The organism is Dellaglioa sp. CoH-55-MRSF-7, from assembly GCF_056782235.1.
The window spans coordinates 1-289 of the sequence record NZ_JBXAYI010000135.1 but is presented as its reverse complement, the minus strand read 5'-3'; the positions used below and the strand labels follow the sequence as shown (position 1 = coordinate 289).

The following is a 289-nucleotide window of genomic DNA, read 5'->3' as shown; positions in this document are numbered from 1 at the left end:
GTGCGCACTCGCGAACAGGCGCGGCGCAAGGCCCGACGCGAAAAACACGACTCGCGCGGCAAGCTCGCGTAAGGGGCTGACGATGACGACGAATCCGCTTATCGCCGCAATCCCGGAAGGCGCAGAAGTTACCGTGTACACGCGTTGCGGTCACTCGCACACGGGAACCGACGACACGACAACCGATGAAAGCGAACGCGGCTTGTTTGTCTTGTTCGCGCTGGTTGAGTCTGTGCCGAACGTGCAGAGCGTGAGACCGCGCCGCGCGGGCGTGTTGGAAAGAAGCCCG

Annotated in this window: 1 protein-coding gene; it reads left to right on the top strand. The window is 63.3% G+C overall.

Going from position 1 to position 289, the window contains the following annotated elements; translation table 11 throughout:
* Positions 1 to 82: 82 nt before the first annotated feature.
* Positions 83 to 289, top strand: a 207-nt coding sequence (locus tag AC1RPU_RS08155; RefSeq protein WP_481769670.1) for a hypothetical protein, incomplete at its 3' end; no start/stop codon positions are given.